At 50.3% G+C, this 23,593-nt stretch carries 22 protein-coding genes; 7 read left to right on the top strand and 15 right to left on the bottom strand.

Annotated elements, in window-relative coordinates:
* Window positions 1-134: 134 nt before the first annotated feature.
* The 11 genes from BM258_RS21505 to BM258_RS21455 all read right to left on the bottom strand — a co-directional run bounded on the left by BM258_RS21505 (window position 135) and on the right by BM258_RS21455 (window position 11,603).
* Window positions 135-1,685, bottom strand: a complete 1,551-nt coding sequence (locus BM258_RS21505) for a xylulokinase (protein ID WP_090075307.1) — start codon at window positions 1,683-1,685, stop codon at window positions 135-137.
* 39 nt (window positions 1,686-1,724) lie between these two features.
* A complete protein-coding gene (locus BM258_RS21500; protein WP_090075306.1) occupies window positions 1,725-2,390 on the bottom strand; it encodes a class II aldolase/adducin family protein in 666 nt (221 codons plus the stop codon).
* A 47-nt stretch (window positions 2,391-2,437) separates the two neighbouring features.
* Window positions 2,438-3,715: a TRAP transporter large permease gene (locus BM258_RS21495; RefSeq protein WP_090075305.1), complete on the bottom strand. Its 1,278-nt coding sequence runs from the start codon at window positions 3,713-3,715 to the stop codon at window positions 2,438-2,440.
* 2 nt (window positions 3,716-3,717) lie between these two features.
* Window positions 3,718-4,224: a TRAP transporter small permease gene (locus BM258_RS21490; protein WP_175528206.1), complete on the bottom strand. Its 507-nt coding sequence runs from the start codon at window positions 4,222-4,224 to the stop codon at window positions 3,718-3,720.
* Window positions 4,225-4,354: 130 nt separating this feature from the next.
* Entirely contained in the window at window positions 4,355-5,350 is a 996-nt protein-coding gene (locus BM258_RS21485; protein WP_175528205.1) for a TRAP transporter substrate-binding protein, read from the bottom strand.
* Window positions 5,351-5,455: 105 nt separating this feature from the next.
* On the bottom strand, window positions 5,456-6,268 hold the full coding sequence (locus BM258_RS21480) for a GntR family transcriptional regulator (protein ID WP_090075302.1): 813 nt from the start codon (window positions 6,266-6,268) through the stop codon (window positions 5,456-5,458).
* A gap of 597 nt (window positions 6,269-6,865) precedes the next feature.
* Window positions 6,866-8,410, bottom strand: coding sequence for an ABC transporter substrate-binding protein (locus BM258_RS21475; RefSeq protein ID WP_090075301.1), 1,545 nt, complete (start codon window positions 8,408-8,410; stop codon window positions 6,866-6,868).
* The gene (locus tag BM258_RS21470; protein WP_090075300.1) at window positions 8,411-9,277 is read right to left on the bottom strand and encodes an ABC transporter permease; all 867 of its coding nucleotides are present in this window, start codon (window positions 9,275-9,277) and stop codon (window positions 8,411-8,413) included.
* Entirely contained in the window at window positions 9,278-10,216 is a 939-nt protein-coding gene (locus BM258_RS21465) for an ABC transporter permease (RefSeq protein WP_090075299.1), read from the bottom strand. It abuts the gene before it with no gap.
* Window positions 10,217-10,300: 84 nt separating this feature from the next.
* Complete coding sequence (locus tag BM258_RS21460; RefSeq protein WP_090075298.1) at window positions 10,301-10,936, bottom strand: hypothetical protein; 636 nt, start codon at window positions 10,934-10,936, stop codon at window positions 10,301-10,303.
* 25 nt (window positions 10,937-10,961) lie between these two features.
* Window positions 10,962-11,603, bottom strand: a complete 642-nt coding sequence (locus BM258_RS21455; protein ID WP_090075297.1) for a hypothetical protein — start codon at window positions 11,601-11,603, stop codon at window positions 10,962-10,964.
* Window positions 11,604-11,678: 75 nt separating this feature from the next.
* Here BM258_RS21455 and BM258_RS21450 point away from each other — a divergent pair, with 75 nt between their 5' ends.
* The 6 genes from BM258_RS21450 (at window position 11,679) to BM258_RS21425 (ending at window position 17,719) form a co-directional block, all read left to right on the top strand.
* Window positions 11,679-12,293 (top strand): hypothetical protein, encoded by a 615-nt coding sequence (locus BM258_RS21450; RefSeq protein ID WP_139229345.1) that lies wholly within the window; start codon window positions 11,679-11,681, stop codon window positions 12,291-12,293.
* Window positions 12,294-12,614: 321 nt separating this feature from the next.
* The gene (locus BM258_RS21445; RefSeq protein WP_175528204.1) at window positions 12,615-13,529 is read left to right on the top strand and encodes a metal ABC transporter substrate-binding protein; all 915 of its coding nucleotides are present in this window, start codon (window positions 12,615-12,617) and stop codon (window positions 13,527-13,529) included.
* Window position 13,530: 1 nt separating this feature from the next.
* Window positions 13,531-14,424 (top strand): manganese/iron ABC transporter ATP-binding protein, encoded by an 894-nt coding sequence (locus BM258_RS21440; RefSeq protein WP_090075294.1) that lies wholly within the window; start codon window positions 13,531-13,533, stop codon window positions 14,422-14,424.
* Window positions 14,421-15,311 carry a metal ABC transporter permease gene (locus tag BM258_RS21435; RefSeq protein WP_090075293.1) on the top strand — a complete coding sequence of 297 codons (891 nt, stop codon included), beginning with the start codon at window positions 14,421-14,423 and terminating at the stop codon, window positions 15,309-15,311. The genes BM258_RS21440 and BM258_RS21435 overlap by 4 nt, the downstream gene beginning before the upstream one ends.
* A 1-nt stretch (window position 15,312) precedes the next feature.
* Window positions 15,313-16,176, top strand: coding sequence for a metal ABC transporter permease (locus BM258_RS21430; protein WP_090075292.1), 864 nt, complete (start codon window positions 15,313-15,315; stop codon window positions 16,174-16,176).
* Between the two features lie 454 nt (window positions 16,177-16,630).
* Window positions 16,631-17,719, top strand: a complete 1,089-nt coding sequence (locus tag BM258_RS21425) for a DUF6538 domain-containing protein (protein WP_090075291.1) — start codon at window positions 16,631-16,633, stop codon at window positions 17,717-17,719.
* A 634-nt stretch (window positions 17,720-18,353) separates the two neighbouring features.
* On the opposite strand, the gene BM258_RS21420 is transcribed toward BM258_RS21425, so the two are convergent.
* Window positions 18,354-18,626, bottom strand: a complete 273-nt coding sequence (locus tag BM258_RS21420) for a hypothetical protein (RefSeq protein ID WP_090075290.1) — start codon at window positions 18,624-18,626, stop codon at window positions 18,354-18,356.
* Between the two features lie 760 nt (window positions 18,627-19,386).
* Here BM258_RS21420 and BM258_RS21415 point away from each other — a divergent pair.
* A complete protein-coding gene (locus tag BM258_RS21415) occupies window positions 19,387-20,484 on the top strand; it encodes an AAA family ATPase (RefSeq protein ID WP_175528203.1) in 1,098 nt (365 codons plus the stop codon).
* A 178-nt stretch (window positions 20,485-20,662) separates the two neighbouring features.
* Here the strand turns inward: BM258_RS21415 and BM258_RS21410 are convergent, their stop codons facing one another.
* The 3 genes from BM258_RS21410 to BM258_RS21400 all read right to left on the bottom strand — a co-directional run.
* Complete coding sequence (locus BM258_RS21410; RefSeq protein WP_175528202.1) at window positions 20,663-22,027, bottom strand: MobA/MobL family protein; 1,365 nt, start codon at window positions 22,025-22,027, stop codon at window positions 20,663-20,665.
* A gap of 488 nt (window positions 22,028-22,515) precedes the next feature.
* Window positions 22,516-23,304: a hypothetical protein gene (locus tag BM258_RS21405; RefSeq protein WP_139229344.1), complete on the bottom strand. Its 789-nt coding sequence runs from the start codon at window positions 23,302-23,304 to the stop codon at window positions 22,516-22,518.
* A 78-nt stretch (window positions 23,305-23,382) separates the two neighbouring features.
* The coding region (locus tag BM258_RS21400) for an ATP-binding protein (protein WP_175528201.1) at window positions 23,383-23,593 on the bottom strand (211 nt) is incomplete at its 5' end.

Below are 23,593 nucleotides of genomic sequence, written 5' to 3'. Positions count from 1 at the left end.
GCCGTTCGAAGCAGACTGTCTTTGAAAAGAAAACCGTCCAAAGGATAAGGGTAGCAAGCCACCGGGTAGTACAGGGGAGACGGCTCTTTTTCACAAAGCCGCCCCCCTTCGAACCGTCTTGGAACCAAGAACTTCTAGCCGTGTTGGTCTTTTATTGTTTGTGCTGCAACGAAATTGTCCTTCAGATCGTCATAGAGCTTTTCATAAAGGACAAAATAGTCGTCATAAATGCTGGAGGCTTCGTTGTTCGGCTGGACGACTTCACAGTTCTGGGTTGTGTATCCGGTCATCTTGTCCAGAGTGTCAATCAAACCCACTCCCTTTGCTGCCAGAATGGCAGCCCCCAGCGTCTCGGTCTCACTAACTCGCAATCGGACAATCGGCTCATTGAGGATGTCCGCAAAAATCTGACACCAGATGCGACTGTTGGCAATACCGCCGCCAAGCGACAGGGTCTTGGGTTTGTCATTATGCTTGAGAACAATCTTCATGCCCTGACGAATGGAATAGGCCACACCTTCCATAATCGCGCGGACCATGTCTCCATAGCTTGTGCCAAAGCTAAGGCCAAACATGACGCCGCGGGCATTGGGATCCCAGATCGGGCATCGTTCGCCCGATAGGTAGGGGAGATAGATAACACCATTGGACCCGGCATCTGCTTCCTCGGCCACCTTGTCCAGCATCTCATAGATGGAACAACCTTCCTCATGACAGCGCTTTTCAAGAGCCTCCCCGAACTGGTCGCGAAACCATCTTAGCGATGCGCCCGCTGCGTTGGTTGCTTCCACGCTCAACCACTGGCCTTCGACAGCATGTCGGCAATTCATCAATCGATCGTCAAAAAGCGGGGTTTCACTGGTAAAGCAGGCCCGTCCACAAGTACCTATGGCAAGGAAGGTATCCCCGGGGAGGATCGCTCCTGCACCGATTGCCGCCGATACAGTGTCCATGGAGCCGGCGATAACAGGCGTGCCTTCTCTCAGCCCACATTGCGCCGCAGCCCACGACGTAACATGCCCCACAATGTCCGAAGCATTGTAGGGCTTGGGCAGTTTATCGATTGGAACACCTGTATCTCTAGCCAGCCCTTCGTCCCACTCACCGGTGCGAATGTTGGAAAGAAGAGTGAACCCCATCCGAGAGGTGTTAATAGAGAATTCTCCGGTCAGTTTATTGATGATAAAGCCGCTGGGAACGACAAATTTGTGCGTCTTCTCAATGATGTCTGGGCGGTTCTTGAGATACCAAAGCAGGGTTGGAAGGGCGAATGTACCCCTGGCAATGCGGTTGCCGGTAATTTCGTAGATTCGGTCCCGGCCGATGGTGTCTTCAAGCCATTTCACTTCGCTTGCCGAGCGCTGATCAAGCTGAAGGATCGCGTTGTAAAGATTGTTGCCTTCCCGGTCGAGAGGAATAAAGGAATTGGTGCAACTGACGCCAATACCAGCCACTTCAATAGGATCGACATCCCCGCGATCGATGCAGAGTTTGACATTGCGGACGACGCTGGCCCACCAGACATTCGGGTCTTCTTCAACCCATCCCTCGCGGGGATGGATCATTGGATATTCCTGATATTCACTTGCAACGAGATTGCATTCCAAATCATAGAAGCTACATTTGGTTCCGGTGGTTCCAATATCGATACCGAGCACAATGGGGCGGTTCATTTGCGTGACCATCTTATTTTTCTTTCCTGTTGTTTTGGTTGTCACAGATGATCAGTATTTGCCGGTCAAATCTTCCTGCTGTTCTCTGGTCAGGGGTTTACCCGCCCCGCCTAGAGTAAAGTGCAAGTGAGCGTTCTCCTCGACTTCCTCCACCAGATTAAAGGCCTGATCCATGGTTACACCGACGGTGAGCAGACCATGATTTTCTAACAGAAGTGAATTGCGATGCGCCATGATGGCGATGATACTGTCGGCGAGCTCGGTCGAACCTGCACGATAATAGGGCACGACGGGCAGCGCACCCACGCGCACCGAATAGCCCGGCGTATAGACCGGCATAGCGCAGGTGGTGTCGAGCTCCTTCAGGCAAGCAATGGCGACAGCGTAAGGGCTATGAACATGAATGACCGCATTGACATCGGCACGTTCATAACAATTCATGTGCATTCGCCACTCTTTTGAAGGTTTCCCTTTGCCGATGACCGAGCCATCCATGGCGATGGACACAAGGTCCGTTTCTTCAAGTTTGCCAAGACTGATCCCCGAGGGCGTTATGACGATCCTGTCACCAAGGCGAATACTCGCATTGCCTCCTGATCCGGGCACGAAATCGTGGGCATATATCTTGTGGCACAGGGCGATGAAGTCAGACAGAGTTTTAGACGCTTCCATTTTGGATTCCTTGACGCCCGTCAGCTGTCGGCGCGCGATTTCCATTGGTTCGCGCGTGGTTCCGACGGCTGGGCGGTTGTCCAATATCTTGTTTATTTCAAAATGCTCGGCAGCCAGGTGGTCATGGCTGGTATATAGGTCGTGCACATCAGAATGACGGCGCCGACGAGGAACAGGCTGGCACAGTAGCGTAAGGTAAGCTCCAGCCTCCCTTCAGCGATATTGTTCCCAAGCAATGCGCATAGACCAACCGGCGGGGTGATTAATCCAAGGCAAAGGTTGAAGCACATCACGACACCAAACTGGACGACGCTGAGGCCACAGGCCATGGCAATGGGCAGCAGGATGGGAGTGAAGATCACAACAGCCACGTTTGCTTCCATGAACATGCCGACAATCAGGAGGAAAACGTTGAGCAGCAGTAGCAGCAAAACGGGCTGGTCGGTCACCGAAAGCAGATTGGATGCGATGGCTTCAGGAACACGTCCCATGGCCAGGACCCAACTGGAAGTCTTGGAACAACCAACCAGAAACAGCATGATCGTTGAAACAATACAGCTATCATAAAAGATCCGGTTGATGCTCTTCAGCGTCAGATTTCGATAGACGAAGATGCCGATGATGAAGGCATAGACCGCAGAGACGGCCGCCGCTTCTGTGGGGGTAAAAACACCACCAAAGATACCACCCAGAATGATAATCGGCATCAACAGAGCCCAGAAGCTGCGTTTCGTTTCACGGCAGACTTCCTTATGGTCCAATTTTTTGCCGACAGGCAGATTAAGACTGCGGGCCTTGTAATAGGTGTAGCCCAGAAACCCCAGAACAAGCATGACGCCAGGAATGACTGCCGCCATGAACAGCTCGCGAATGGATGTCTGCACCGAGTTGCCATAAACGATCAGAATGATGCTCGGTGGGATAAGAGGGCCGACGGTGGAAGCACTGGCAGCAATGGCCGCAGATAATTCAGGCGGGTAGCCTTCCTTTTTCATGGCAGGAATGGTGATGCCACCGATGGCTGTTACCGTTGCCGTGCCTGAGCCGGAAATGGCTGCGAAAATCGCAGAGGCGATAACCGTGACGATGCCCAGACTGCCGCGCATCCATCCCATCGTCGCCTTGGTGAAACTCAGAATACGGTCAGTAATGCCACCTCCCGTCATCAGGTTGCCAGCGAGCACAAAGAAGGGGATTGCCAGCATGGGAAAGGAGTCCATGCCTGCGAGGATCTTCTGGGGAACAACGATCAGATTATAGTTCCCCACGAGAATGGAAGCCATAGATGCAACACCGATTGCAAAGGCGACGGGCATGCCCATCAGCACAAGCACAATCAGGCCAACGAGAAGAACGGTTCCGATACCCATGGCTATTCCCTCTCCAGAGCTGGTGAATTGGCATCAGAAGGCAGCAAGTAATCTCTCAGAATGATCTGGATCGTAAACAGCAGCATCAGCGCTGCTCCAATCGGAATACTCAGATACATGAAGGACATTGGAATATGCAGTCCGGCTGAAATCTGGTGCGTGGTTTTCATTGAAATGGCAATGCCATATTTGATCAGCGTCAAGAGGAAACCGACAATCAGAACATAGTTGATGAAGCCGATCAGCTTCTGGCCTCGCTCTGGCAACATGTTGACCACGAAATCGATCCTGATGTGCTGAAAGCGCCTGAGCGCACTGGCCGCTCCTAGCAGGACGACCCAAATGAAGGCATAGCGGGCGAATTCTTCCGCCCAGATGTTGGAGCTGTTGAAGACGTAGCGCAGTACGACCTGATAGAAGATCACAACGGTCATCATCATGAGACACACGATGATGATGAAATTGATGATTTTCTCGATCGCACCACAGACCCACTCTAAAATACGCATGGTTTTCTCCGCAGGTCTTGGCGGCATGGGCCGCCCTGCAGTGGGGTAGGCTGGGCATGACTGACCCGTCGGGTGTCAGCTTGGAACTCTGACACCCGTTGGTCATTCATTTGGCTCTAGCGAGTGCTGATTATTGGACGGCTTTGATCTTCTCGACCCATTCCGTCAATTGTGGGAAGTTGTCCTTGACGACATCCTTTGTTGCTTCCCGGAAGCCGTCAAGTTCAGGCTTGACGATTTCTGCGCCTGCATCTTTCCATTTCTGCAGATAGCCGTCTTCATTGTCCGTGATCAGACCACTGGTGTAGTGGCCAGCCTCATTACCGGCTTCCACAATGGCAGTCTGAACATCTTCAGGCAGGCTGTTAAAATAGTTTTGGTCCATCATGAAGACGTCTGCGCTCCAGCGATGGTCCGTTTTGATGAGGAATTTGCAGATGTCAGCAAGACCGAAATTGTATGAAAGGATTGGAGGGTTTTCCTGTGCTTCCACGGTACCCTGCTGAATACCGGTGAGCACTTCTGTCATGGCCATCGGGGTTGGCGTCGCCCCCAGAGCCTGCCATGTCTTGACGCTCATATCATCAGCCGGCACGCGGATCTTGAGACCCTTGACGCCTTCTACATCGGTAAATTTCTTCGTTGACGTGGTCACGCGAACGCCGCGATAGGACGGGCCAAACAGCTTCATGCCAGCCTGATCACCAGCTTCCTTGAGCAGATCCGCACCAATTTCACCTTCCCAGACCTTATCAAAATGGGCCCGATCACGGAACATGAAGGGGACAAGATCAAGCAAGGAAAGGTCGGTGTAAGATGGCAGTGTACCGAAGCCTTCAATAACGACTTCATTGGTGCCCAACTGCAAGCCTTCGATGATCTCGCGCACATTGCCAAGCACGCCAGCACCATAGATTTCAACCTTGACCTGGCCATTGGTCTTTTGCTCGACAAGTTCCTTGAACTTCTCGGCATCTTTTTGTTTCGGATCAGTATTTGCGTTGATATGAGCCAGACGTAGAACGATCTGGTCTGCTGCCAGAGCGGATGTGCTAGCCATCATTCCTCCTACTGCCGCGAAAGCAGCACCGGCCAGCAACGTCAGCACCCAATTTGTTTTTTTCATGATTTCCTCCATAGGGTTAAACGCAAATCTGTCTCGGGTACGAGGCGGGGTCCTGACCATGCAAGCACGGAACAGGCTCAGTCGAGACGTATCCAGGGCAGAAAGTCAGGAGATTTTTTGAGACGGTTCTCCCAATCCGTCGAGGTGGCACTCTGCCAACCTCTTGATTTGTTCGATGCGAAGTTGAGCCTCCTCATCGACATTGTAGTCTTCGCAGGCGTGCAACACATGCCATGCGATGGCTCTGACAAATCTGGCTTGATCGAGTGCCTTGAGGGCATCAATGATCGCTCGATGTTCAACCAGATTATTCTCGAAAATGGGCCGCTTCAGCGGCTTGTGTTCATTGTGCAGATACGCAAAGAAAGTGAATTCGTTGGTGTTGAGGCCATTATAGACGCTCACCAGAGTCTGGTTCTTTGCTGCGGTCATGTATCGGCGGTGAAAGCGGGTTTCGTTCGACACCCAAGCTTCATAGTCAATGTTGCTATCGTCGCAGATTGCCTCCTCCATGGCAGTCAGACAGGCTTCCAGATCAGACACCAATGTGTCGTCCTCTTTGGCCGAGCGAATGATCTCTCCGGCATAAAAAAGCTCGCACATCAGCCGCACCCCCAAGCGTTCGACCAGTTCGTTGTTGGTGAAGCTCTTGACCACCATGCTCTTGTTGGGAATTGCCTCGACCAGTTCTTCAGCGACCAGACGGTTCAGCGCGTCCTTGACTGGCGTATGGCTGACACCCAGCACTTCCGACAATTCCCTCACAACCAGCTTCTCTCCTGGCAGATAATCTCCGGCAAAAATCATTGAGCGGATCTGTTTGGCGACCAGATCCACCAGCGATGTGTTGATGAACCGCGTGAGGTCGGACTTACGAGCGTTGCGCCTTTTGGGCATTCCGGTCTTGGAGGCTTTCATTCAGATGTCTTCCTTTGAGTGGATTTGAGCTGCAGCGTTCATTTTTACTCAAAAATATTTAGGTAAATATTGGCTAAGCCCATGATTATGTCAACAAAATTGTTTTTTGCTTCAGTCATAGATAGAATGAATTTTGGCCGCACTGTGCGATGAGCAGAAAATGAGCGATCAAAAATAATCTGTATATTCAGCTATTTGATCAGCTTTGAAAGTTTAAAGATCCGAACTTTCCCTTAAGCCCATTTGTGCACTCAAATAAGAGTGGGAATGTGCTTGCATATCGCTGAGAGAAGACCTTCGGTGAGCTGTTTAGACTCAAATACTGCGATCAGAAGGTGGAACACCGGCCCGTTTGAAATACAAGTTCTTCGCGCCATTCTTATGGTCAACTGATGACAAAAGAAATGACAGGGCATCGCCTTCTCGGCCACCCTCGACGAGATGCCGCCAGAGTGCAAGGGGCACTTGCCAATGGAGCCATCTGGCCACGACTGATAGGCCAGGATATATCAGACACAACTCTTACCGGCCATTTTCGGCGTTAGAAAAACTGGCACACGAACAAAATGCCCGTGTGCCAAACTTATGCTTGTTTCGCTATTTCTTGCTGACTGCTTTGAAATTGTAGAAGAAGCCCGAAGGGTGGACCTTATAGCCCTCAATTCGGTTGTTTGAGGCCGCCACATAGATCTTGTGCACGAGAGGGATGATCGGTGCATCGTCCTGCAGGATTTGCTGCGCCTTGATATAGACGTCCTTGGCTTCAGGTCCCACGTCCAGACCGCGCCCTTTATCCACCAGCGCATCGAACTCCGGATTGGCCCAGTTCTGATAGTTGAGGCCGGCTTTGGAGTGGAATTGGGATTTCAGATGCAAATCCGGATGACCAGTCATTTCAGGCGTCCAGAAGACAACTGAGACATCATAGGCGCCCTGCTTGACCTTATCGAGCATGCCTGCCCAAGTGAACATTTCGATCTTGGACTTGATGCCATTTTGTGCCAGCAAAGCGGCCATCGTCTCGGTAATCACAGACATTTCGGCACGACTGGAGTAGCTGACGATGCGCAACTCAAGAGGCATCCCGTTCTTGGACCAAACGCCATCAACCTTATCATAGCCCGCTTCGGTCAGCAGGGTGGCAGCTGCCTCGGGGTCAAATCTGTAGCTGGAAACCTTGTCCGAAGACCATGGAAATGCGTCCGGGAAGAATTTCCAGGCAGGCTTGCCGATATTGTCGAGAGCACCCTTGACCAACAGATCACGATCAACAAGCAGGTTCAGGGCCTGACGGACCTTGCTGTCATTCAACGGGCTCATCTCACCTGCATTGAAGGCACCATAATAAAGGCCTGCACTGGGCGCCTTGTAGACCTTGAAATTTTTATCGGCTTCCATTCTTTGAACATCGGATGGCAACAGATGTACGACAAAATCCACTTCGCCCGTCTCCAACGCAAGGGCACGCGCATTGTGATCTGGAATGTAGCGATAGATGATCTTGTCCAGTGCCGGGGCGTCACCCCAATAGCCGTCGAACCGTTCGACCACGGTCCGGTCCTGCTTCTTATAGTCGACAAACTTCCACGGACCAGTACCGACCGGTTTAACAAACGCGCCCTTTTCATCGAAGGACGCACGGGCATAGATAACCGTGATTGCATCGGTCAATTGGTTAGGCAAAGCTGCAAAGGGAGCATTGGTTTCGATTGCGAGTTCTGTATCTGATACAGCTTTGATATCCTTGATATTCAAGAGATCCGAAGCGTAAGGCAGAAGAGCAATCACGCGTTCCAGAGAGTATTTTGCAGCGGCTGCGTTGAAGGCGGTGCCATCATGGAATTTGACGCCTTCACGAAGCGTGAAATGCCAGCTGGTTGGCGTCTCTCTTTTCCAGGACGTGGCGAGACCGGGAATGAGCTTCATGTCAAAGTCGAGTTTGACCAGTGTGTCAAGGATCTCGCTCTCATTAAAGAAGCGGCTTCTGCGTGGTTTCATGGAAAGCGGCAAGGCTTCCCACATGGTCGCGACAGTGAGGGTGTTATCACCCTCGTCAGCGTGACTGGCCGACAGAGGCGTCGCCAATGCTGCAACGGCAAGCAAAGCTGTCGCCACGCCTTTAAACAATGACCTGAGTTTCATTCAAGATCTCCGTGATTTGAGTGGATTGGTGTGTGTCCCCCGCAGACGGTCGCCATAGGCGTCTCCGAACAGATTGATCGCCATGACGAGAGCCATGATGGCCAGCCCGGGGGCAAGAACGAGGTGAGGATGGGATCTCAGATGAGATCGGGATTCAGCAATCATACGGCCCCATTCCGCTGTGCCGGGCTCGACGCCAAGTCCAAGAAAGCTGAGGCCTGCAAAAGAGAGAATGGCCCATGACATGGAAAAGGCCGTAATGGTAAGAAGCGGCCCGGCGATATTGGGCAATAGATGGTGCCTGATGATCCGAAAGCGCCCGGCCCCCAGGCTTTCTGCTGCCTGGATGTAAGTCTTGGCCTTTTCCACCATCACCATGTTGCGCACCAGTCGGGCATATTCGGTCCAGTGCACCGAGATGAGCGCGACAATGACCGCCCACAAACCAAGCCCCAGAACGCCTGCAATGACCATGGTGATTGCGAGCGCCGGGAGCACTGACATGCCTTCGCACAGGCGCATGACAACCTTGTCCAGAAAGCCTCCCAGATAGCCGGAAAGAGCACCGATGAGCGTTCCGATGCCGCCAGCAAACAGGACGACAAGCAAGGCGCTGCCAACTGTAATGCGGGCCCCATACAAAAGGCGCGCAAAGACGTCTCGTCCCATCTGATCAGTCCCGAGCCAATGGCTGGGTGACGGGCTTGCAAGTCTGTTCAGAATATCAATCGCTTGGGGATCATAAGGAGCGAAAAATGGAATCCAGATACACAGGAGAACCACGACAAGAAACACCAGCCCCTTTAGCGGCATTCGTCTCCAATGAGAGCGGGTTCGCAATTGATTGTCCGGAGTTTTTCGGAGCATCTATATGGCTCCTCGCACTCTGGGATCAATCAGCGTGATCAGATAGTCGACCACCAGATTGATAACGACATATCCGGACGCGATCACAAGAAAGCACATCTGGATGAGCGGATAGTCTCTGTTGAACAGGGATTCAACCAGCAGACTGCCGATTCCGGGCCAGGCAAAAATGGTTTCGACCACAATCATGCCATCGAAAATCTTGGCAAACTGTAGCCCGGTCAGCGTCAGCGTTGATGGCAAGATGTTCGGCACCACGTGGCTCAAGAGAATGCGAAGCCGCCCCATTCCCTTGGCATTAGCTGTGCGGACATAATCCTGCGACAGCTCGTCAAGCAGGCGCGCGCGGACAAAGCGCGCAATGACACCGGTAACCGACGTTGCGATAACCAACGCAGGAAGAACCACGTGTGCCAGTGTGCCATGGCCGGAACTTGGCAAAAGATCGAGGAAAAGCGAGAAGAACAACGCCATCAAAAGCGCCAGCCAGAAATTGGGAATGGACATGCCCACCACACTCAAGGCGGTCAGGGCTCTGTCGATCCATCCACCCGTATGAGTGGCGCAGAAAAAGCCGATTGGAATGGCTAGTATCAATGCTGTTGCCAGTGATGTGACACCAAGAAATAGCGAGCGGCTGATACGAAGGGCCATGTCGCTCGAAACAGCCTCGCCTGTAATGAACGATTGCCCAAGGTCACCACCCAGCGCATCTGTCAGCCAGTGCCAATATTGCACTGGCATAGGATCATTGAAGCCATTGTCTTGTGCAAATTGCGTGACAGTGGCCGGGTCCGGCAGGGTTCCATCCATCTGAGCAAGGAGCAGCACCTCTGCGAAATCCCCCGGAAGCAGGCGCAGCAAGGCAAACCCGACGATAGAAATTACAAACAATAAGATCACAGCCTGGACGAGGCGCTGGAAAAGTTGGATCGCCATAAGAAATATCGGATCTGGAGACAGATGGTTGAATTATTCTTGAGTTTTATACTCATATTTAATTCACTTTGTCCAGATCCGCTTCTAACCTTCCGAAAGCCAGGTGAGGAACCTGTCCAGAAATACCGTTGTCGCAGGCATGAAATGACAGCCATGATGATAGAATGGATCAAGTGTGGTCACGAGCAGGGTGCCGGGGGCGTAACTTGATACATCTTCAAACATCAGGCATTCGCCATTCTGCGAAGCGATCAAGCTTTGCTGGTTCTTAGTCAGAGGATCCAATGTTCCGTGCAGATGCCACGTCGCGCCCTCCTTGGTGACATGGGCCGACATGGGATGATTGGTGTCTACGATCCGCACACCAAGATCGGCCCCTTTCTCAAGCCACCACCAGAAATTCGTTTCCATCCCTGTGAAACTGATGTTTGGCAACCACCGATCGGGGAAAGTTTCCCCCATCACGACCAGCCTGCCTCCGGCTTTCATGTAACTTTGAAACTGCTCCGATAGCGGAGCGAGATGAAACGCGTTCGTTCTGCATGGAATGATGAGCGTTCCGAACTGTGTCAGATCGGTAAGAGGAACATCCCTGATATAGATGACCTCATCGAAGAAGTGCGCAAACGGCTCACACCGTAAGGATTGATGGTGATAAGAGAATCCACCATCAATCGCTGCGATGGATTTCTTCTGGGGGGCTTGCTCGATAGTCATCATCGAAAAATCCTTCTCAAAGGGCCAGTCACACAGCTACGATCGTATCTTTCAGGCTTGAGCTTTCGCTCAGCCAGTCGAAGAAGCGTTGAACGTAAGGCAGATTTCCCGGAGAACCGATCATCAGAACCCCCCAGATATCATTGCCAGCATGAACGAAAATGCGCCCACCGCCCTCGCGCTCGACAACCCAGTCAAGCGGCCAATGGTCCGCACCGATGCTGTTGACGACAAAGGCTCCCTCAGGAGGTGGATTCATCCCGCGGCCATAAAAACCAGATACGCCTTTTCTGAATGACAATAGCTCACCAGTGATGCCGTCAAACGCAGGATGATCCGCTTCGCGATGAACGATAAGATCGTTTCTTCCGCGCTTTGGCAGCGGCTGAAAGCGGGTGAGTTCTGGCAGGAAAGGCTGCACCACATGGCCGTTGAACAGGACCGTCCCACCGCATGCCAGATAGCTTTCGAACTTGTCCTTCAACTCCATCAGATGAATCTGATCTGCATGGATAGTCAGAATGACCGCGTCATAGACAGCCCAGTTCAGACGATCGATCTCATATTGCTGCAGAACATCGACCCGATGACGATCCAAGCGGGGCGGAAGGGCAGCCAATCCTACAGCAGTATTGTCGACGAACAGAAAACGTCCTTGTGACTTTGCCATTGGCTCTCTTTCGCAAGTGCGTTGAAATGAATTATTTTATCTTGAGTTCCTAACTCATATTATTTATCGATATTCTTGTATAAAAAACTCAAATTTTGTCAACAGCGATATGGGAAAACACTCAAAATGAAAAATCCGTACGGCATTGGAGAACGTCACGCACCGACAGTGGATCTGAGAGAAGGCGATTGCCCTCTTTCTTTTACGCGGGAGGATTTTATTCGCTATGCCGGACCAGATCAGATCATCGCCACGGCTCTTATGTTTCAGATGCTCAAAAAGGCTTCTGCAGAATTGGCCAATGATGGTTTGATCGAAAGAAACGCACTTAAGGTGCAAGTGGGTTTCCCCGGCCCCGGAGTCACTGATATCATTGAGCTTGTCCTTCGCGGCAGCACACGCAATGCTGACAATATAACGATAAAAACGGAAGGGCTCCCCGAACAGGCCCCAGAAGCTCTGATCGGACGCTTCTACTATGAATTCGAGTATGAAGGAAAACGGATTGCCCTATGGCCGGTGGATGGCTATTTCACAGAAGAATTTCGCAATATGGTGCGAGGGTTCCAGCCGCGCAAAGGTGATGACGCTGAACAAAGTGCCTATCAATCTTTCAAACAGGACTTGATTGCAAGACTCATGGCTACGGCGCCAGATGATCTGTTCAATGTAAAAATTCTGAGCCAATAAATTTGCACGGAGGGATGACACCACCTGAATCAATGGGATTGGATCAGGGGACTGTTGAAGCAGAAGAAACATTTACCAGAATTCAAAACCAAAGTTATGTCTGAGGCTTTGAAAGGCCAGCTCTTGGGAGTTGGCCTTTTCATTTGAAGAATTGACAGTGAAATAAGTCTCCGATTTTAAAGCCAAGGCTATATTCCCCGCATTTCCCCAGTTTTTCACCTGCTCCGAGCCTTATAAACTTGCAAATATCAAAAATATAATGCCCTAATGCAATTGCAAGTCATTCGCAATATTCAGACTATCTCGAGACAGGAGCCCTCAATGCCCCTTTCAAAACGGCATTTTAAAACAGCAATCCTATCTTTCTTTGCATCGGCCCTATTGAGCACCGCCGCCTCATCATTTGCTCATGCCGCGGAGAAAATGAAAGTGGTTACCACTTTCACGGTGCTGGCAGACATGGCTTCAAATGTCGCCGGAGATGCCGCTGAGGTCGTATCGATTACCAAGCCCGGAGCAGAAATTCACGGCTATGAGCCAACACCGCAAGACATCGTGCGCGCCCATAACGCGGATCTCATTCTCTGGAACGGCCTGAATCTGGAACGCTGGTTCGAACAATTTGTCGGCCAGCTGGGAGAGGTCCCCTCGGCAACCTTATCGAAAGGCATAAAGCCGATCTCCATTGCCGAAGGCGACTATGAGGGAAAGCCAAACCCGCATGCATGGATGGGGCTCGATAATGCACTGATCTATATCGACAATATCCTTGAGGCATTTGCTGAGCATGATCCAGAGAACGCGGAGATCTATGTCCGCAACGCAGCAGCGTACAAAGACGAGCTTCGCAGCACGCTTGAGCCTTTACGCGACATGATCTCCAAGATTCCTGAAGACAAACGATGGCTTGTAACCTGCGAAGGAGCTTTCAGCTATCTCGCCCGCGACTTCCGCATGAAAGAACTCTATCTCTGGCCCATGAACGCCGATCAGATCGGCACCCCGAAGCAGGTCAAGAAAGTCATTGATGGGGTGAAACAGAACCACATTCCGGTTGTCTTCTGCGAGAGCACGGTGAACACATCGCCTGCCAAACAGGTGGCGCGCGAAACCGGCAGTCGCTATGGCGGAGAGCTTTATGTCGATTCATTAAGCGAAGCCGGAGGGCCCGTGCCAACCTATCTCGATCTGCTCCGCGTCACATCGAGCACCGTTGCCAAAGGACTTCTGGACTGACATGACTTTTGACAACCAGCTCCCCGGCACATCAGCCCCTCTTGAGGGGGGCGGCATTTCGGCTCACGGTGTCACGGTAACCTATCGCAACGGACACACCGCGCTGCATGATGCATCCTTTGAAACGCCGACGGGCACCATCACAGCGCTGGTGGGGGTGAATGGATCGGGAAAATCCACCTTATTCAAAGCCATCATGGGCTTTGTGCCGGTGGCTGCGGGCACGATTTCCCTTTGGGGGCTTCCCATCAAGCAGGCGTTGAAGCGCAATCTTGTTGCCTATGTGCCGCAGGCTGAAGAGGTAGACTGGGCCTTCCCCGTATTGGTGGAAGATGTTGTGATGATGGGGCGCTATGGCCATATGGGCTTTCTGCGCCGCCCCAAAAAGGCAGATCATGACGCCGTGAATGAAGCACTTGATCGCGTCAATATGCAGGACTTTCGCAAACGGCAGATCGGGGAGCTTTCAGGCGGTCAGCGCAAACGGGTGTTTCTGGCTAGGGCTCTCGCCCAGAATGGAATGGTCATATTGCTAGACGAGCCCTTCACCGGCGTTGATGTCAAAACAGAAGACCAGATCATCGCCCTGTTGCGTTCCTTGCGCGAAGAAGGACGCGTGATGCTGGTATCAACTCACAATCTGGGCTCGGTGCCTGAATTCTGCGACCGAACCGTGTTGGTCAAAGGCACGGTGCTGGGCTATGGCCCGACCGAGACCACGTTCACCCGCACGAACTTGGAACAAGCCTTTGGTGGCGTGCTACGCCATTTCACATTGGGGGGCCAAAACTTGCATGAAGATAAGGACGGGCGAGAGGTTACCATTCTTTCTGATGACGAACGACCCTTTGTGCAATATGGCCAGAAAACAATGATAAGTGAGGAGGAGCAATGATGGAGTTCCTTCTCGAGCCCTTTGGCTATGGCTATATGACAAACGCCATGTGGGTTTCGGCCCTTGTGGGGTGTGTCTGTGCCTTCTTGTCGGCCTTTCTCATGCTCAAGGGCTGGTCGCTGATTGGAGATGCCTTGTCCCACTCGGTGGTGCCCGGCGTGGCAGGCGCTTATATGCTTGGTCTGCCCTTTGCTCTTGGCGCTTTCATTGCTGGTGGCCTTGCAGCAGGCAGCATGCTCTTTCTGTCTGAACGCTCAGGGCTCAAAATCGACGTCATCATCGGACTGATTTTTACGTCCTTCTTCGGGCTCGGTCTGTTCATGGTGTCCATCAACCCGATGTCCATCAGCATTCAGACCATCACCATGGGCAACATTCTCGCCATCACACCAGAAGATACCCTGCAGCTCGCGCTCATCGGTATCATTTCGCTCATCATCCTGACGGCCAAATGGAAAGACCTGATGGTCACCTTCTTTGATGAAAGCCACGCCCGCACCATCGGCCTCAATCCGCCATTGCTCAAGGCGATCTTCTTTGTGCTGCTTTCTGCCTCGGTGGTAGCGGCGATGCAGACAGTGGGAGCTTTCCTTGTGATCGCCATGGTCGTCACCCCCGGCGCAACGGCCTATCTGTTCTGCGACCGGTTCCCACGGCTTATCATCACCGCAATCATCATTGGAGCCCTGACCGGATTTTTCGGTGCCTATATCAGCTATTTTCTGGATGGCGCCACTGGTGGTGTGATCGTTACCCTGCAAACGCTGCTTTTCCTGATCGCTTTTCTGCTGGCGCCAAAACATGGATTGCTGGCAGCCAAACGCAAGGCCAGAAAGGCCGTTGCAAGGTATGATGAACCACTGGCTGCAGAGCGGAAAGACGCGTGACATGCCCCTTGATACCCTGCTCCTCCCCTTCCAGTTCGGCTTCATGCAGAATGCCTTCCTGATTGCGATCATTGTTTCCGTGCCGACGGCGCTCCTTTCCTGCTTTCTGGTGCTCAAGGGATGGGCCCTAATGGGCGATTCCGTCAGCCATGCCATTCTGCCCGGCATCGTTCTGGCCTATATCTTCAGCTTTCCGCTCCTGATTGGCGCTTTTGCGGCCGGTATGGTCTGCGCGCTCTCGACCGGCTATCTGTCCGCCAACAGCCGCATCAAGCGCGACACAGTCATGGGCGTTGTCTTCTCGGGCATGTTTGCAGTGGGTATCGTTCTTTATGTTTCAATCCACACAAACGTGCATCTCGATCATGTTCTATTCGGCAATATGCTCGGCGTCGATAACAGCGAATTGCTCAATGCCGGAGTCATTTCTGCAATTGTTGCAGCCAGTCTGCTCCTCAAGTGGAAAGACCTGTTGCTCCACAGTTTCGATCCGGCACAGGCCCGGGTTTCAGGGCTCTCGGTCAGTCTGTTACATTATGGCTTGCTGACCCTGCTCTCACTCACCATCGTGGCGACGCTTTCAGCCGCCGGCCTCATTCTGGCCGTTGGCCTGCTCATCGCACCGGGGGCCATCGCCTTTCTGCTGGTTCGCAAGTTCAGTACAATGCTTTGGGTGTCAGTTGCTGTTTGTATGGCATCAATGCTTGCAGGCACCTATTTGAGCTTCTTCCTTGATAGTGCCCCTGCCCCAACCATCATCCTCATTATGACGGCTCTATTCCTGGCGGCATTTATCCGCAAGATCATCCTCGTCAAAGCGACTTCACTAAAAGCTGTTGTCGAACAGCAAAAGGGCGAAGCATAGAGCGCTTCCTGCGCTCCGGCTAGCCCGCGCAGCCTACGGACGGGGTGTTCATATACCTTGATCTGACTGTAAAATGATTGCTGCCTACATAGGGCAAGAGAGACCTTAACCGCTCCGGCACGGTTACCCTTGCGCGATATTGACCACAATAAAAATCGATGTCCTTGCCAAGCTTTGCCATCTGCATAGCAAGGCTCATTTTGAAACAAACTCTGTGTCAAATCTTGTAGCAAGCAGTGCGTAAAGGCAAGATTGGATAGGGAAGCAAACGGGCAACAGGTAATGGCGGAGAGAGAGGGATTTTGGCGGATTTTGCCAATATTGATTTTTCTTTTTGTTTCTAGAAGTTTAGCCCTAATTACTTTGTGAGCATTCAAACGGAATGTGTAGCAAAATGTGTAGCAGCACATGTCGGCTGGGCAGCGCTGCAACAAAGGTAAAATGGGTAAAATTAATGGGTGGTTTGATCAAACGCGGGAAAGGCACTTTCCACTTCAGAATGAGGGTGCCGAAAGAATATGTGGGCATTGCCGGAAAGACAGAAATCCATCGGACTTTGAAAACAGACAGCGCGCGCAAGGCGACTGAATTGGTGCCAGCGATGAGAAAGGGTATCTTGGACGAACTGAAGGCACTGAAGCTTCTTAAGGATCAACCAGATTGTGCGGATTCTTATCGAGCCGCGCAAGAAATTGTCAAAAAGCGAGGTCTCAACTATCTGCCGTCAGGATCACTACTTTTGGCACCACTAGAAGAAACCTTGATTCGTTTCGAAAAACTTGCGGAAGGCGATAACATTCAGGTGGCCCGAGCACTTCTCGGCGGTATTGAAGAACCAGGTTTGCGATTGTCCGAATTAGTTGCAACCGTCGAGGAATACCGTAGGCATGACAACCGGCATAAGAATGACGACCAATTGCGCAAATGGCGTAACCCTCGGAAAAAGGCTGTCCGAAATCTAATGAAATCAATTGGAAACAATGACATTCTTGTTTCTGAAATCGACGCGGCGGCTGTTCAGAAACACAAAATGTTCTGGCAGAAGGCAGTTTCTACGGGCAAGGCAAAACCCGACACAGCCAACAAGGATTTTATCCATATGCGTTCGATGCTCAGTGATTATTACGAAAGCATCGGGATGGTACAAGCACCGAGGACTTATCAGGGCATTGGCATCAAAAAAGACCGTTACGAGAAAGCCAACCGCAAACTTGAAATCCCGGTTAACTGGATGACAGAAAAGTGGTTCGCACCTGGTGCATTTGATGGAATCAACCAAGAGGCAGTCGATATTCTGTTGATCTCAATCGAGACCGGATGCCGTCAGAGCGAGATTTCGAATTTGCCCCACATGCGATTGTACTGGATGATCCAATCCCGCACCTTCACATTCAAGTGGAAGAAGGAGATATGTGTCGCGAGGTTAAGAATACAGCCTCTCAACGGCAGGTGCCCCTCGTCGGTGTCGCTTTGGCAGCAGCCAAACGGCACCCAGAAGGATTTCCAAAGTATCGTGGCAACAGCAACTATTCCAACGCGATAAACAAGACTTTGAGAGAAAAAGGCCTTTTACCCTCAGAAAAGCACACTGTTGGTGGCACAAGGCATGCGTTTGAGTCTCGCTTAAAGAAGGTTCAACTGCCCAATGATGACCGTGGCGAATTAATGGGCCACAGCGTCAAGTCCATTCGGGACCGAGAACTCTACGGCGACGATATGACCCTTGCAGACAAATTGGCCTTGCACAATCTCATTGTGCTTCCCGTGCCAGAACATCTTAAGTGATACAGTCTTCATTTCACTACTTTCTATAAGCCCTTTTATCGCAGACAGATATGAGCAACCATCTCACGTCCAACGAACAGCGCAAGCATGGAGTGTTTGTCTTACTGGCGTTTCGACTGTTTGGCCGCGGCATAATCTAGCCAACTTCAGAAATGGACTAAAAGAGCTGGAGACCAAAGTCATTCAGGTCGTCAACGAAACACAGTTTCAAGCCCTTCAATGACTTTGGGGGCGTGGTTATTTGGAAAGTGAGCAATGGAGTAGAAACCGACCATTCTGGCTATCTTGAAAGCCAGGCCAAATTCTATGTTGGCATCAACAGGGGAGGTGCCCGAGCATTGGCTACCTCGATAATTATTGGTCGCCATTGGGTACAGATCTTCATACAGCCATCAGTCGGATTTCATCTGCTTGGCCTTTAGAGCGATCTCTATGGCCAAATCCAGTACATCCTTTTTTGCTTCAACTCTGTTGACCTCGGCATTGAGGCGTTCGAAATGAGGCAATATCCAGTCTTCTCCGTCAGCAATCAACAAGGCTGCCTTCGTGCGTGCGACACACAGCCTTTTTAGATAGACACCCGTTTCGCTTGTTCGAGATGATTTTGTTCCCGTTGCAGCCTGCACATTTTCGGGATTGGATGACATTCTCTTCGGTGAGCTCATACCAAGCCACCCATTCCATCCCGATTTTCAACCTCAAGGCATTTCTGCGATGACAGGCAAATCATTGGCCTGCAGCAAAAAAAACGCTGCCTTCAGAGGTTTCATTTGGGATTTTGGTAGCATGAAGCCATGGTTTCCATGTTGAATGCAAAATTGCAAAGATTGACCAGCGCCTATTCGCAGACCATCAACATGGAACTAGGTCTGTCTTTAGAAGAAAAAAATAAAAAATAATTTTTTGTTAAACCATCGATTTTTCAATGAATTAATCGATTTAAAAAATATTAAACTGCATTTTCTCAATTATCAGAAAAAATCAAAACTTCTATAGATGGGTACTTTTTAAGCAAAACAAAAATTATTTTTTAATTTTATTTCGAATGCCCCATGGTGTGACCTTATCGCGTTGTTTTTTGATTTTCATTTGGCCAAAAACCTGAATTTCCGCTGACATTTTTGCCAAATTACGGGAAAAAATTTTCAATAATTCACCTCAAAAAATTCAGCATGACGTTCAAATACTTTATGAATAGGACAGGACGGACAAGACAAGACACAGAGATAAATCTCTTTGTCTTGTCTTGTCCGTCCTGATTACTGAGCAAAAATTTACAGGAACATAAGCTCAAAGACCGAATTATAATACTAAAGTATATGCTACTTTCATTTCTGTCCTATAGGGTCCGGACCTAATTCCTTCATGTCTTGCAGATTTCAAAAATCTGCTACCCATTCAAACCTAGTTATGAAGGAAAAAAAATTGTCTTCAAAATTTTTCTCAGCCACCGAATTAGCTGGAGATTTTATCCCTGATTTGAACCCTCCCACCATCGTTAAAGGGATTTTCTCTCCAGGCGAAATTTCTCTGATTGCAGGAGCCCCAGGAACCGGCAAAACATCTATCATGTCTGCACTGTGCTCTCACACGGTCAATGGCTTGACTATCGGCTCGCTAATTGTCGAGAAAACGCCCGTTTTCTACTTCGCCCCAGAAGATCCTGCAGGTGTTAAGCGAAGAGCCTACTCATACATGGGACGCCCAGGTTGGAAAAACGGGACTTTCTTTGTGATCTCTGGCGTTCCTGACCTCACCAACCAAGACTGTATCAAAGAGATGGAAAGTATTATCCGCACAAAGATGCTCGAATTTGGTTATTCAAAGTGTTTTTGCGTTATTGACACTCTGACACTCTCTTTAGGGGATGGAGATGAAAACTCGGCAAGCACAGCAAGTGTCGTCGCTGCGAATCTTTCAACCCTTGCAAAAAACGTCAACGGGGCGATTGCCATGTTGCACCACGTGTCCGGCTCTGACCTTATGAAGCCACGAGGATCGTCAGGTTATATCGGCAATATGGATTGTGTGTATGTTATACACGAAGACAAAACACATATCGGTTCAGAAAAAGTCGTGCTTTTTACTGCATTGAAGCAAAAGAACACAAAATTGAAGGCGCCATTGGCTTTCAAGCTCGGTTCTTATGAGATTGGTATCGACAAGTATGGCGATGTTGTCACGGTGCCTCAAGCGACAATCATGGATACCGTCCCTTCGTTGGGGACAAAACCCGCTAATGACAATGTGCGGATTCCTGCTGATAAGAGAGGCCGCAAAACCAATATCTTGCAGATCCTTGGTGATGGCGAAGAGCAAAATCCCGGTCAGTATCTCTCCTATGATGAGATCATGTCTCGAACTGGGGCTCCATTTAACCAAGTACGCAACAACCGAGACAGTCTTCGCAAAGCCGTGAGCAGAATTATGAACGAGCTAATTGATGAGGGCAGAGCGGAACATGACGGTGTCACAGGGTACCGCATCCGGTCTCTCTTCACACAGACCTCCCCTGAATCTTAAGAGATAGTGCTCTAATGCCTCCGCTTCGTCTGTGGTAACAGCGGGTTAAATAATCATCCGGGTTGTGCTTTACGAATCCATTTGTGGTTCCGGCGCCACCCGGACGATCATGCAATAAACGTCTCCAAAGTAGACCGCCATCTGATCCAGTCAAAGACCAGGGTCAGCCACTAATTTCCTACCTCTCGCGTTCAATGCGTCGCAGCCGGTAGCGCTGACTTCGTTGATCGTCATACACTTGGTGATCGCATCCGGCATGAACAGATGGATGGCTCGATCCGAGCAAAAAAAACTTATCGACTACTTTGATCACTCCCATGAGCCGACCAATTGCGAAAGAACGTCTAGAAGCAGCGCGTCCAAGTAATTGGCTTCGTCGACCCTCTCGCACCATTTTCAATCGGCGCTTTGCATCCCCATACCGCCAAAGAATAGCCTCCTGCCGATCCTTCTTTTTCAAAGACTTTCGCAAACGCATATAATGTTGCTGGATAGCTAAACCGTCGACCCATGTCGAATTTGCGGACACCGTTGCGGCTCTTTTTTGAGCCCGTTCTTGTTGGTGCCGCATCGCCTCATTCATATGTTTCACTCCGTCATCTATGTAAGGTCGCAAACGTTCGGGAAAAATACGGGGATCGATCTCGCCTAATGGCTCATCCGGCTGACGGTCAGTCATGATCGTTGCAACATTGTGTTCTAGAGCTTCTCGCGTTCGTGGCGGTAGATCAGAGATGCATGACGCCCTTTCGTCCCCTCGCCGAGCCTGCGAAATTCGCGGCCCTTCGTGAATCTGGGGTTCGCGTTCGATTCCTAACTCTTCCAAAGATCGCAATTCAGCCCGCCGGAGGCCATGCCGGTCAGCCACATTATTGATGATTTCGCCAATTTTCAGGCGAGTGTTGCGCTTGGCATAAGCTTCATTAAGTCTAAGATGGTCACCCTGCCGCACCCTGATCACTTTGTCAGGCTTGGTTTCGCAACGGGTTTCGGCTCTCTTCTGAGCCGCATCGCGGCTTTCTGGACCGTCAATTAGGGCGATGTGCATATGTTTATTGTTTTCGCAATCGCCATGAATAGCCGCAATTCCAAAAGCGCCGCTATCGCCAATGAGAGCAGACAATGTAAGTCTGCCGATTTCGGCTTGATGTTCAAGAGTGGCATCATTGGGTAATGACACAATAATCTTATCCATAACCCGAACGCGGCTTTTAAGAATCGGAGGCTTTTTTGAACCATCTCGATTGGGCTTTTGAAGCTTCTGGGTTCGACGGTCGAGCTTTTCAGAAATGGACTGTATGAGTTCTCGGCGTTCCTGCGAGGTAGTGACGTGCCCGTCTTCGGTCGATGCCAGGATCATTCCTTCTTGGGCAAGATCCGTCTTGTTTGGATCTACAATATATTGAACATGGGCCTTAGCCTGAGATACGGCTGAAGCGGTTGAAAGAGCTTTGCCCCCCTTTTTGATTGCGGATTGATTTGAGGCAGATCTTGGATCAGATGAAATGGCAGATAGAGATATTGTTGCATGGTATGTGGACATGGTACCACCCTGTTCCCTCTCCCGCATGAGCGGCGCATTCACCGTTAGGTGAAGGAACTAACGCAGCCGGCTTAACAGCCGGAACGTTAATTCCCCAATTGCACCCTCAATCGCCGGGCGCTAAGCGTTGATGCGTTTTTGCTTAAGGGAAGTAGGTCGGCAGAAGGAAAGACGGAAATAAAAATAATAATGCCGCCACAAAAGTGGCGACCGTATATTTCCTTGTGGGACGGACTTGAACAGACCGCTAAGTGTCAGGAGAAAGGACGTCCCATCGACACCAAAGGTGGCGACACGATAGTACATCCTATCCTTTTCGTCCTTGATTGGAACAGATCTGTTTCAAACCATCTACTTATAAATAAAAATTAAGAGAATCTTGGTAATAATTATTATTATCTGCAATGAAAAAAATTCTTTTTGAAGCGTCAAGAGCTATCAAAACTAACATTACATCAACCTATAGATTAAACACTCTACCAAAAATCTTAGTAGAACATAAGTTCACGTTGTGGATAGTGAATTGGATTGTCCTCTGGGGCCGATGATGGCAGACCAAAAGCAAGTCTATACATCACAGGAAGACAAATTCGTTCAATAACGAGTGCTATGATACTATTTCTTCTCAGTTCTTCGTTTGAAAGGTGAAATTCCGTGGCCTTATTGTGAACAATCGAACACCTGATCGCGTAAACTAGCTTGGGAAAATTTTTTTTCACTTGCATCTGATTATGAAAACCGTGAGACAACGTGACCGGATTACCTCCTCCATTCTGTAATCCCAAATGCTTCAAGAAATCATCAAAGCTGTCATTGTCCCACGCGTCATTCGCTCGTGCATCTTCAAAGGATTGCTCAAGTGTCTCTTGCAATCTGCATTCCCCGATCATGATTTCCCAAGATTTTGAGAAGAGCTTATTCAAATGAGCGATTTCTTTATCATCAGTCTGTTGCCCTAATCGCTTAAAATCTCTCACCCGCTGAAAACTCCGACCAGTTGAATTTGAGAACACAGAAGTTACTTCTCTACGAATCATGTAGTTTTCCAAAACGTGGTAGGTGCTTAAATATGTATCCAGTATATTTTCACAGGAATTGACTTCACCCAACATTGCAAAAGGCTCGGAAAATTGAGTGTAATCTGTGGTAGCAACAAGTCCTTTCTGAACATCCGGCATGGCTCTATGAACAGTGGATGGTACTGGTAAGGTAAGTTTATGCCCCCCCATAATGAGATGATACTTTAGATGCGGATTCCGACGTATCCGCGCAGTCATTCCAACAACATCCGCGCACCCATTCCGGGCTATCCGCGCGGCTCTGATGCATTGCCGTGAGGCGGTTGATTTTTGTTATCAGTTTTGGCCGGTTTCGTCACCCATATTGGCGTGAGTTTTTCGGAAGGATTGGCCCTCTAGTTCGATGCGATAGGCGTTGTGAACGAACCTGTCGAGGATGGCATCAGCGAAGGTCGGCTCACCAATGACATCATGCCATGTGCTGATGGGGAGTTGGCTGGTGATGAGCGTCGAGGCATTGCCATATCTTTCTTCGAAGATTTCAAGC

The organism is Cohaesibacter marisflavi, from assembly GCF_900115225.1.
Classification (GTDB): Bacteria; Pseudomonadota; Alphaproteobacteria; order Rhizobiales; family Cohaesibacteraceae; genus Cohaesibacter; species Cohaesibacter marisflavi.
This window is presented reverse-complemented; position numbering and strand designations above follow the sequence as displayed.

What these genes read in the sequence shown, in the direction of transcription:
- BM258_RS21505 (WP_090075307.1), bottom strand. Translation starts at nt 1,685, where the DNA reads ATGGTCACGCAAATGAACCGCCCCATTGTGCTCGGTATCGATATTGGA.
- BM258_RS21500 (WP_090075306.1), bottom strand. Translation starts at nt 2,390, where the DNA reads ATGGAAATCGCGCGCCGACAGCTGACGGGCGTCAAGGAATCCAAAATG.
- BM258_RS21495 (WP_090075305.1), bottom strand. Translation starts at nt 3,715, where the DNA reads ATGGGTATCGGAACCGTTCTTCTCGTTGGCCTGATTGTGCTTGTGCTG.
- BM258_RS21490 (WP_175528206.1), bottom strand. Translation starts at nt 4,224, where the DNA reads ATGCGTATTTTAGAGTGGGTCTGTGGTGCGATCGAGAAAATCATCAAT.
- BM258_RS21485 (WP_175528205.1), bottom strand. Translation starts at nt 5,350, where the DNA reads ATGAAAAAAACAAATTGGGTGCTGACGTTGCTGGCCGGTGCTGCTTTC.
- BM258_RS21480 (WP_090075302.1), bottom strand. Translation starts at nt 6,268, where the DNA reads ATGAAAGCCTCCAAGACCGGAATGCCCAAAAGGCGCAACGCTCGTAAG.
- BM258_RS21475 (WP_090075301.1), bottom strand. Translation starts at nt 8,410, where the DNA reads ATGAAACTCAGGTCATTGTTTAAAGGCGTGGCGACAGCTTTGCTTGCC.
- BM258_RS21470 (WP_090075300.1), bottom strand. Translation starts at nt 9,277, where the DNA reads ATGCTCCGAAAAACTCCGGACAATCAATTGCGAACCCGCTCTCATTGG.
- BM258_RS21465 (WP_090075299.1), bottom strand. Translation starts at nt 10,216, where the DNA reads ATGGCGATCCAACTTTTCCAGCGCCTCGTCCAGGCTGTGATCTTATTG.
- BM258_RS21460 (WP_090075298.1), bottom strand. Translation starts at nt 10,936, where the DNA reads ATGATGACTATCGAGCAAGCCCCCCAGAAGAAATCCATCGCAGCGATT.
- BM258_RS21455 (WP_090075297.1), bottom strand. Translation starts at nt 11,603, where the DNA reads ATGGCAAAGTCACAAGGACGTTTTCTGTTCGTCGACAATACTGCTGTA.
- BM258_RS21445 (WP_175528204.1), top strand. Translation starts at nt 12,615, where the DNA reads ATGCCCCTTTCAAAACGGCATTTTAAAACAGCAATCCTATCTTTCTTT.
- BM258_RS21440 (WP_090075294.1), top strand. Translation starts at nt 13,531, where the DNA reads ATGACTTTTGACAACCAGCTCCCCGGCACATCAGCCCCTCTTGAGGGG.
- BM258_RS21435 (WP_090075293.1), top strand. Translation starts at nt 14,421, where the DNA reads ATGATGGAGTTCCTTCTCGAGCCCTTTGGCTATGGCTATATGACAAAC.
- BM258_RS21430 (WP_090075292.1), top strand. Translation starts at nt 15,313, where the DNA reads ATGCCCCTTGATACCCTGCTCCTCCCCTTCCAGTTCGGCTTCATGCAG.
- BM258_RS21425 (WP_090075291.1), top strand. Translation starts at nt 16,631, where the DNA reads ATGGGTGGTTTGATCAAACGCGGGAAAGGCACTTTCCACTTCAGAATG.
- BM258_RS21420 (WP_090075290.1), bottom strand. Translation starts at nt 18,626, where the DNA reads ATGAGCTCACCGAAGAGAATGTCATCCAATCCCGAAAATGTGCAGGCT.
- BM258_RS21410 (WP_175528202.1), bottom strand. Translation starts at nt 22,027, where the DNA reads ATGTCCACATACCATGCAACAATATCTCTATCTGCCATTTCATCTGAT.
- BM258_RS21405 (WP_139229344.1), bottom strand. Translation starts at nt 23,304, where the DNA reads ATGACTGCGCGGATACGTCGGAATCCGCATCTAAAGTATCATCTCATT.